This window comes from Bacillus sp. 522_BSPC (assembly GCF_001076885.1).
Classification (GTDB): domain Bacteria; phylum Bacillota; class Bacilli; order Bacillales; family Cytobacillaceae; genus Niallia; species Niallia hominis.
On sequence record NZ_JVDT01000058.1, the window covers coordinates 24,074 to 33,321 of the forward strand.

A 9,248-nucleotide genomic window follows, 5' to 3' on the forward strand; every position below is an offset into this window, starting at 1 on the left:
ACTCATTAATATAAAGTACCTGTATTAATTACAGGAGTTGTAGGATTTTCTGAGACAATCGCGACAAGTAGATTATTTACTAATTGTACCTTTCTTTCATCATCTAATTCAATGATTTTATCCTGCTCTAATTGGTTAATGGCCATTTGCGCCATTCCAACAGCTCCTTCTACAATTTTCTGACGAGCAGAAATAATCGCAGATGCTTGCTGACGCTGCAGCATTGCTTGAGCAATTTCAGTAGAATAGGCTAAATGAGTTAATCTTGCTTCGATTACTTCGACTCCAGCAAGGTCTAGTCGAGCTTGTAATTCGGTTGTAAGCTCGTTAGAGACTTCCTCTGCATTCCCTCTTAATGTTAATTCCACATTTTCAAAGGTATCATACGGGTATTTCGTCGCAACATGTCGTATGGCTGTTTCGCTTTGGATCTCTACAAATTCCTCATAATTGTCCACATCGAAAATTGCCTTAGCTGAATCGATTACTTTAAAAACGATAACAGCAGCTATCTCGATTGGATTTCCATCGACATCATTTACTTTCAATCGCTTACTGTTAAAATTGCGCACACGTAAGGAAATTGTTTTTCTTAAAGTTAGTGGAATCGTTAAAAATAACCCACTGCTACGAATAGAACCTAAATACTTACCGAAAAAGGTGACAACTACAGCCTGATTTGGTTGAATAATGGTGATTCCACTACCAAGAAGAGCAGCTAATAATATAAACGGAATTCCTACAGCTGGAAGTTCTTGTATAAGAAAATAGGTACCAAGAAAAAGAGAGATGGCAATAAGAAGAACACCGATAAATCCATTAAAATGAAATGCATTTTTTTCTTTCAAATGAATCACTCCTATAATTTCAATTTGATATAATTATGATATCACTTTTGTATAATATTGTAAAATATTTTGTTGAGAAATAAGCATAAAAAAAGAGATAGTTAGCTATCTCCAAATCGATTTACACTATTATTCTTATTTCAGTAACTCCAATAAAGTTTTACCAATAATAGTACCTGCCGTTCTTGGTGCCACTTTTGCAGGTAAACCTAGTGGCCATAATGTTTGGATATTATGCTTTTTTGCAGCGGTAAAATCAGTTCCGCCTGGCTTGCTAGCTAAATCGATAATTAGAGCGTCGCTTGACATTTTTTTAATAAGGGTAGCAGTCAGAATAAGTGCAGGAATAGTATTAATAACAATATGCTGGGATGGAATTGTAGACTCTAATGAAGCTTCGAGTAGAGGGTGGAATCCCATTTCCATTACTCTAGCTTCATCCTCTTTTTTATTAACAAGGACAGTTACCTTTGCACCAACTGCTGAAAAAAGGCGGGTAATCGTTTTGCCGATTCTCCCAAAACCAAGAACAAGTACGTTGGCATTATGTATTGTAATGTCTGTATGCTTTATAGCGAGCATTAATGCGCCTTCTGCAGTTGGAATTGAATTAAGAATCGCTACATCATTTCTTGCAAATAGAGCAACCAATTGACGATTCGTTTCTGTAGCCAGTTGGTTTAAGAAAGGGGTAATAATGCCAGAGTATATAGTTGAATTAGGTTTCGTTTTATTTATTAGTTCTTTTGTGAGAATTATTTTTTCCTTTGAAAAAGTCGATTCAGCAATGCCATTATCTTGAATCCCTGGAATAGGCAAGAGAATACTATCTACTTCATGAAGTGGGGCTGTTTGCCCAGTTACTTTGATGACATCCTTATAAGGAATAGAGGCATCTTCAAACCCAATTAAATATATTTTACTAAGCTTAGGTGCTAAAATGCGAATCACTTCAAGCTGCCTAAAGTCACCACCGATAATTAATAAGACATGATTATGACTCAATTGTTTCACTTCCTTTTCTCTATGTTGATAGAATCCCTCTATATAGTAATCTATATGGAGGGATAGAATAGTTCAGACTATTTCCAATACGAATATTTCTGACGCAAACTTGTGTATTTTTCTCCAATTAAAATTTGTACTTTTTGATTAACTGAATCAAGTCCTCTGTCATGGAAGCTAGTATATTTGCAGAGGAAGATATTTCTTCCATTGCAGCAAGTTGTTCTTCTGTTGAAGCTGCAACCTCTTCGGAAGAAGCAGCATTGTTTTTGGCTAAATCAGATATAAGTTCCGCTGTTTTTTCTGTGTTTTGCACAAAAGTTAATATATCATTAAGTGTTGAAGCTACTTGAGACATTTGTGGGGAAATTAGATTCATATTATCATATATTTCCATAAATGTATTGATGGCTTCATCTGAAATTTCAATGCCTTTTTGTACATTACATTCTACAGTGGACATGGTATGAACTGTTTCTTTTGTATCTTGTTGGATTGCCTTAATGATTTCCGTAATTTGACTAGCAGAAATTTGAGATTGTTCAGCTAATTTTCTTACTTCATCAGCTACGACAGTAAAGCCCTTTCCAGATTCTCCAGCTCTTGCTGCTTCAATTGCAGCATTCAGGGCGAGTAAATTAGTCTGATTGGAAATAGCAGTGATGACGTCTACGATAGTACCAATCTCTTTCGTACGATCATGTAATGAAGCAATTACTCTATTCGTATCAGATACGGAATGATGAATTTCATTCATTTGATTAACCGTTTGTTGGACAATCGCTTTTCCTACTTCGGCATTTTGAGTAGTAGTTTTGGTGCGATTTAATACTTCATTAGCATTTAGCAAAACTGTGTTTGTACTATTTACTATTTGATTTAAAGATAATATATTTGCTTCTACGCCTTCTGTTTGTTTTTCAGCACTAACCGCCACATGTTGGATGGCGGTTGCAACTTGCTCACTAGCTTCACTTGTTTGACCAGCACTAGCGTTTAGCTCTTCAGCCGTTGCGGAAACCATTAAAGAATGGTGCTCTAGTGTTTTTAAAAGCGTCTTTAGACTTGATTGCATGGAAGTAAATGAGTGGGCAAGTTGTCCGATTTCATCGTTTGACTGAAGCGTTATCTCTTCTGTAAGGTCCCCATCGCTTATTTTTTTTGCTTTATTCTGAATTTCTTTTAATCTGCTAACAAGTGAACGAATAATTAAAATAATGATAGCTCCTCCAAAAATAATAGAAGCGACCACAACTAAAAGACTTTTTTGTAGGATAGGTTTTACTGCAGCATTTGTTTCAGCATCCAGCATAGAACCAACAATTTTCCATCCTGTATTCTCATTTGTTAAATAATAAAGTGTTCGATCCTGACCGTTTGTTTTATAGTGATGCACTCCAGAATTTTGCTCATATAAGTCAGGAAAATTTTGGTCAACCTTTGTGCCAGCTTCATTTATTGGGCTGACAAGATAGTTTTGCTCTGTATCCAATAGAAGGATATAGCCTTCATTCCCAACTGCTACTTCTTTGGTTGTTTTTTCTAAAGTAGAGAGATTAAGATCAATGCCAATTACTCCGGAACCATCTGCTGTTTTCCTAGTAATGGTTACTACCATTTCTTTAGAACTAGCATCTATATAAGGATTTGTTACGATGGCTTTATCCACTGAATTGTTCATTGCTTGTGTAAACCAAGTTCTATCTCTTGGGTCATAATCGTCTGGTAGATCTAGAGCTGGAGAGGTGTACATTTTCCCATCCTGTGTTCCTAAATAAACGGCTACAGCTTCTGGGTGAAGTCCTTTATACTGGTCTAGCTTTGACATTAGAGCATCAGGATTATCTCCTTGTTTTTCGAATAATTCTCCTGTTATTATATCTGCTAAATAATTTGCATCATATAGTTTGGGAGAAATGGTACTGTCGATACTACTATTTAATAACTTGACGTTCTCTTTTGTGCTTTCCATTATGTTCTCGCTAAGTTCATGTTTAGCACTTTGGATAGATAGGTAGGCTACTGTTATAGTAGGAACAATTAGAATAAGGGCAAATGCAATGTAGAGTTTAGTGCTTAATTTTAAATTTTGATTTAATGATTTTAAAATTCTCATCAATCATAGCTCCTTTCCATAAATTTTGTGTAACGGTGTATAAATTGCTTCTTAGACACTATTTGCTATATGAACGAAGGACTAGATGAACGGATTCATATTTGCAGTATAATCAAATGTTAATTATTATTTCGACAAGTTATGACAAAGGTGAAGGGGATTTATTAATTTTCTGAGGCTTTTTTGTGAAAAATCAGAAAAAATTTACAAAATAGTCACAAATTAAAAAACAGCTGTGCTTGTCAGCTGTTTAAATGGTTTAGCTTTTTTGCATTTTATTTTTAAATGCTTTCGGTGAACAATGATTTGCCCGCTTAAAAAGTTTATAAAATTGGGCCATATTCGTAATCCCAGCTTCATAGCTTATTTCTAAAATGCTTTTATCTGTAGTTAATAGTAATAATTCCGCTTTTTTTATCCGCTTTAGATTAATATAATCGACAAAAGACATACCCATCACTTTTTTAAAGTATTTGATAAAATAGTGATAGCTAAAATTCAAAAGCTCACATACATCCTCTACAAGTATTCGGTCTTCTAAATGACGATCAATATAATCTAAAACAGGCTTAATTCTGGATAAATCTTGTTCTTCTGAAGAATGGAGCATATTTTTCGTATCATTTCTAACTAATAAAAGCAGAAGTCTTTTAATTGAATAGTTGATGGCAATTTCATACCCTTTTTCTTTTGTTTGACTTTCCTTATGTATCTCGTTAATTAAATAATGTACCTCTTGTTTGATTTGCTGATTTTCTTCAAAGATATAATTTATCCTGTCTAATGGATGTGTTATTTCTGAAAAACAATAGAAATAAGGAAGAATGCTTTGATCAAAATGTTTATGTAAATCTATTTGCAAGACGATATAGCGCAAATTGCCGCCACTAGCTTTACTTGTTCTATGAGGTTGTGAGGTCCCCATAATAAGAACATCCCCTGCAGAAATCGTTTGATCCAATTCCTTTGTTTGCACCGCCAAACTACCATCAACAATGGCAAGTAACTCCACTTCTTTATGATAGTGCCAAGGGTGATATTCAACAGAAGTTATTGCGTTTTCCCTCTCATCGTTTATCTCCCATACTTTTAGGGATAGAAGAGGATTTTGGTAAATAACTTTTTCGTTTACTGGCTGATTATAGGTGTGCTTAGTCCTTATTTCCACTTCATCTTCTCCTCCTATTTGAATAGGTTGTAAAGATACTGTTCTTCTTTCTATTGTAGCAAAAAGCAGATAATGAAATGACATAATTGCATAAAAAAAAGACAGGATTAAGTATTTTTTTATCCGTTTTCATTTTTTATAATAAAGCGTATACATAGATTGAGAAAAGGAGTTACAAAACAATGATTACAGTCTGGAATGAAAACCGTCATGAGAAGAAAAACCCACTTGTTGCGGACATTTATCCAAATGGCATTCATGGTACGATTTCCGCATTTTTGGAAAAAGAGGGCTATCAAACGCATACAGCAACATTAGATGAACCAGAGCATGGATTAACAGAAGAAGTATTGAATAACACAGATGTATTGGTTTGGTGGGGACATTTAGCGCATCATGAAGTACAGGACGAAATCGTACAAAAAGTGAAACAACGTGTTTTAGATGGAATGGGATTAATAGTTCTTCATTCAGGTCATTTTTCTAAAATTTTCAAAACCTTAATGGGCACTAGCTGTGACTTAAAGTGGAGGGAAGCAGATGATCGGGAAAGACTATGGGTGGTAGCTCCTAATCACCCAATTGTGGAAGGAATTAATGAATACATTGAATTAGAAAAAGAAGAAATGTACGGGGAACATTTTGATATACCAGCACCAGATGAACTTATTTTCACTAGTTGGTTTGAAGGGGGAGAGGTTTTCCGTAGCGGCTGCACGTATGCAAGAGGAAACGGGAAGGTCTTTTATTTTAGACCAGGACATGAAACTTACCCGACCTACCATCATAAAGATATCCAAAAAGTCATTAGCAATGCTGTTAAATGGGCAACACCAGTTAAACGGAAGAGACCAGTTTATGGCAATGCAAAGCCTATTGAAACAATATCCGTAAAGTAAATAGAGGAGGTAATGGAAATGGCTAAATTAAAGATTGGTGTAATTGGGTGTGGCAGTATTGCGCAACATCGGCATATCCCGGAGTATCTGTGGAATGAACAAGTGGAATTAGCTGCAGTATGTGACATCAATGAAGTAAGAGCAAGAGAAGTGGCTGAGAAATATCAAGTGAAAGCATTTACCGATTATAAAGACTTGTTAGAAATGGCAGAGATAGATGCAGTTAGCGTGTGTACACCAAATTATCTGCATGCTCCAATTTCCATTGATGCACTACATGCTAAAAAACATGTACTTTGTGAAAAGCCAATGGCGACATCAGAAGAAGAAGCAAATCAAATGATCGAAGCCGCTAAACAGAGTGGGAAAAAATTGATGATTGGACATAATCAACGTTTTGTTTCCTCCCATCAAAAAGCACATCAGTTAATTAAAAGTGGGGAAGTTGGAAAGATATATAGTTTCCGTACGACATTCGGTCATGGTGGTCCAGAAGGCTGGAGTGTAGATGGCAAAGACAGTTGGTTCTTTAAAAAGGAAGAGGCTTTTATTGGTGCTATGGGAGATTTAGGTGTACATAAAGCAGATTTATTACGGTATGTATTAGGAGAAGAATTTGCTGAAGTAGGGGCTTTTGTAGAAACAAATGCGAAAGAATTCTCAAGTGTAGATGACAATGCTGTTTGTATATTACGAACAGAGAGTGGCGTTATCGGAACGCTTACAGCGAGCTGGGCTTATAGAGGGAAAGAAGATAATTCTACCGTTATCTATGCAGAAAAAGCAGTAATTCGCTTAGAAGATGATCCAAACTATTCATTAATTATCCAGTACACAAATGGTGAAAAAGTAAATTATGAGTTAGGCAGAATTCAGTCAAATGAGGATGGTGGTCAAAATAAGTCAGGTGTTATTGACCATTTTATTGAAAGTATTCTTGAAGACAAAGATCCTCTTGTAACGGGAGAAGAAGGGAAGAAATCTTTAGCTATTATTCTTGCGGCATTAGCATCACAAGAAACAAAGACAATTACAAAAATATAAAGACCTATTAACAAAATCAATGCAGAATATTGGAAAGGAGAATTCTTATGAAATTAGGTGTGTTTACCGTTTTATTTGCAGATAAAACATTTGAAGAAATGCTTGATGCAGTGAAAGAAGCAGGAATACAAGCTGTAGAAATTGGTACAGGTGGTTATCCTGGAAACAATCATTGTAATGTAGATGAATTATTGGATTCAGAAGAAAAGCGAAAAGAATATCTTGAAAAAATTGCAGAGCGCGACCTTTTCATTAGTGCATTCAGCTGCCATGGGAATCCTATTTCACCAGAGGAAGGGTTCGCAAAGGAATCTCATGAAACATTGATTAAAACAATAAAACTAGCATCTTTAATGAATATTCCTGTTGTAAATTGCTTTTCAGGAACTGCTGGAGATCACGATGGAGCGAAATATCCAAATTGGCCTGTTACACCTTGGCCAAATGAATATAGTGACGTGAAAAAATGGCAATGGGAAGAAAAGCTAATCCCTTATTGGAAGAAAGTAGGGAGTTTCGCAAAAGAGCATGGAGTGAAAATTGGCTTAGAATTACATGGCGGATTTCTTGTGCATACCCCCTATACACTATTAAAACTACGAGAAGAAACGTGTGATGCTATTGGGGCAAACCTTGATCCAAGCCATTTATGGTGGCAAGGAATTGACCCAGTTGCAGCTATAAAAATTTTAGCGAGGGCAAATGCCATTCATCATTTTCATGCAAAAGATACGTATATAGATCAAGAAAATGTCAATATGTATGGTTTAACAGATATGCAGCCATATGGCGAAGTGCAAACGAGAGCATGGACATTTCGCTCGGTCGGATGTGGACATAGTGTTAGTGAATGGTCTGATATGATAAGTGTCTTACGCACCTATGGATATGACTATGTGGTTAGCATTGAACACGAAGATCCAATTATGTCGATTAGAGAGGGATTAACAAGAGCAGTGACCAATTTGAAATCTGTCCTAATTGAAGAAAAACCGTCCCAAATGTGGTGGGTGTAAAGAATCGCATAGTATTCTACTAATAGAAATGAGGGAGACATATGTCTAAGTTAAAGGTAGCTATTATTGGTTGTGGCAATATTTTTCCTATGCATGCACAGTCGATTGTCTCAAGAGAAGATGCAGAGCTAGTAGCTGTTTGTGATGTGAAACAAGAACGAGCAGAAGAAAAAGCAAAAATCTATCAATGTGGCAGCTATACTGACTATATGGAAATGTTTAGAAAAGAAAAGATAGATGTTTTGCATATCTGTTTGCCACATCATCTCCATGCTCCAGTAACAATAGAAGCAGCAAAAAGAAAGATTCATATTTTGACAGAGAAACCGATGTCTATTCACTATAACGATGCGAAAGCAATGGTTGAGACAGCAAAAGAAAATAAGGTAACCCTTGGTGTCATTTTCCAAAATCGCTATAATCCTGGGTCACAGCTAATAAAGAGAATGCTAGATAATGGAGAACTTGGTACGATAAAGTCAGGTAAGCTATCTGTTACATGGGACCGATCGGATGATTATTATCAAAAAAGCGATTGGAAAGGTACATGGGAAAAAGAAGGCGGAGGGGTAATAATCGATCAAGCAATCCATACAATGGATTTAATGAGATGGTTTATTGCTGATGATATTAAGTATGTAGATGCATCGATAAGTAATCGGGCACATGAAATGATAGAAGTGGAAGATGCAGCAGAAGGGGTTGTAGCCTATAAAAATGGCATCGTTACAGCTTTCCATGCCATTAATTATTATACGTATGATGCACCTGTTGAAATTGAATTACATTGTGAAAAGGGAATTGCCAAAATGATTGCAGACCGGGCAACAGTCCGTTTACTTGATGGAAGAGAATTTATTGCAGATAATAATCCACAGGAAACCTTCGATTATGAAAATGGAGTAAAAGGATATTGGGGAGTAAGTCATGTGAAGCAAATAAATAATTTTTATGATTCATTAGCTAAGGGAATCCCTTTAGACATCACAGGGGAAGATGCCTTAAAAACACAAGAAATGATTTGTGCGGTTTACGAATCAGGGAAGAAAAAAGAACGAGTTTATTTTAAATCGAAAGTGGAGACTTTGTAAAATACTATTTTCAGCCGGATTGAGTCAAGTTTTTGTGGGAGTTTTTTTTAGCTCCCTTTTT

The 9,248-nt window shown here is 35.8% G+C and carries 8 protein-coding genes and 1 pseudogene; 4 read left to right on the forward strand and 5 right to left on the reverse strand.

What is annotated here, in order from left to right; all coding sequences use genetic code 11:
* Nucleotides 1–5: 5 nt before the first annotated feature.
* From ADJ83_RS04365 to ADJ83_RS04380, 5 genes and pseudogenes are all read right to left on the reverse strand, one after another.
* Complete coding sequence (locus ADJ83_RS04365; protein ID WP_031540702.1) at nt 6–848, reverse strand: SPFH domain-containing protein; 843 nt, start codon at nt 846–848, stop codon at nt 6–8.
* A 135-nt stretch (nt 849–983) separates the two neighbouring features.
* Nucleotides 984–1,853 (reverse strand): dipicolinate synthase subunit DpsA, encoded by an 870-nt coding sequence (gene dpsA, locus ADJ83_RS04370; RefSeq protein ID WP_031540703.1) that lies wholly within the window; start codon nt 1,851–1,853, stop codon nt 984–986.
* A 127-nt stretch (nt 1,854–1,980) separates the two neighbouring features.
* Nucleotides 1,981–2,928, reverse strand: a complete 948-nt coding sequence (locus ADJ83_RS26800) for a methyl-accepting chemotaxis protein (protein ID WP_414630333.1) — start codon at nt 2,926–2,928, stop codon at nt 1,981–1,983.
* Nucleotides 2,923–3,969: pseudogene (locus tag ADJ83_RS26805) on the reverse strand (HAMP domain-containing protein); the annotation flags it as partial. The pseudogene ADJ83_RS26805 and the gene ADJ83_RS26800, both read right to left, overlap by 6 nt.
* 259 nt (nt 3,970–4,228) lie before the next feature.
* Entirely contained in the window at nt 4,229–5,137 is a 909-nt protein-coding gene (locus tag ADJ83_RS04380) for a helix-turn-helix domain-containing protein (protein ID WP_048717093.1), read from the reverse strand.
* Between the two features lie 182 nt (nt 5,138–5,319).
* Between ADJ83_RS04380 and ADJ83_RS04385 the strand changes: the two genes are divergently transcribed.
* The 4 genes from ADJ83_RS04385 to ADJ83_RS04400 are packed head-to-tail and all read left to right on the forward strand — an operon-like array spanning nt 5,320 to nt 9,187.
* Nucleotides 5,320–6,036: a ThuA domain-containing protein gene (locus tag ADJ83_RS04385; RefSeq protein WP_031540706.1), complete on the forward strand. Its 717-nt coding sequence runs from the start codon at nt 5,320–5,322 to the stop codon at nt 6,034–6,036.
* Between the two features lie 18 nt (nt 6,037–6,054).
* On the forward strand, nt 6,055–7,080 hold the full coding sequence (locus ADJ83_RS04390) for a Gfo/Idh/MocA family protein (protein WP_031540707.1): 1,026 nt from the start codon (nt 6,055–6,057) through the stop codon (nt 7,078–7,080).
* Between the two features lie 47 nt (nt 7,081–7,127).
* Nucleotides 7,128–8,096 carry a sugar phosphate isomerase/epimerase family protein gene (locus ADJ83_RS04395; RefSeq protein ID WP_031540708.1) on the forward strand — a complete coding sequence of 323 codons (969 nt, stop codon included), beginning with the start codon at nt 7,128–7,130 and terminating at the stop codon, nt 8,094–8,096.
* A 41-nt stretch (nt 8,097–8,137) separates the two neighbouring features.
* Entirely contained in the window at nt 8,138–9,187 is a 1,050-nt protein-coding gene (locus ADJ83_RS04400) for a Gfo/Idh/MocA family protein (protein WP_031540709.1), read from the forward strand.
* Nucleotides 9,188–9,248: the final 61 nt, after the last annotated feature.

Bases quoted from the DNA above. Each gene is read 5' to 3' on its own strand.
- ADJ83_RS04385 (WP_031540706.1), top strand. From the start codon at position 5,320: ATGATTACAGTCTGGAATGAAAACCGTCATGAGAAGAAAAACCCACTT.
- ADJ83_RS26800 (WP_414630333.1), bottom strand. From the start codon at position 2,928: ATGCAATCAAGTCTAAAGACGCTTTTAAAAACACTAGAGCACCATTCT.
- ADJ83_RS04390 (WP_031540707.1), top strand. From the start codon at position 6,055: ATGGCTAAATTAAAGATTGGTGTAATTGGGTGTGGCAGTATTGCGCAA.
- ADJ83_RS04395 (WP_031540708.1), top strand. From the start codon at position 7,128: ATGAAATTAGGTGTGTTTACCGTTTTATTTGCAGATAAAACATTTGAA.
- ADJ83_RS04400 (WP_031540709.1), top strand. From the start codon at position 8,138: ATGTCTAAGTTAAAGGTAGCTATTATTGGTTGTGGCAATATTTTTCCT.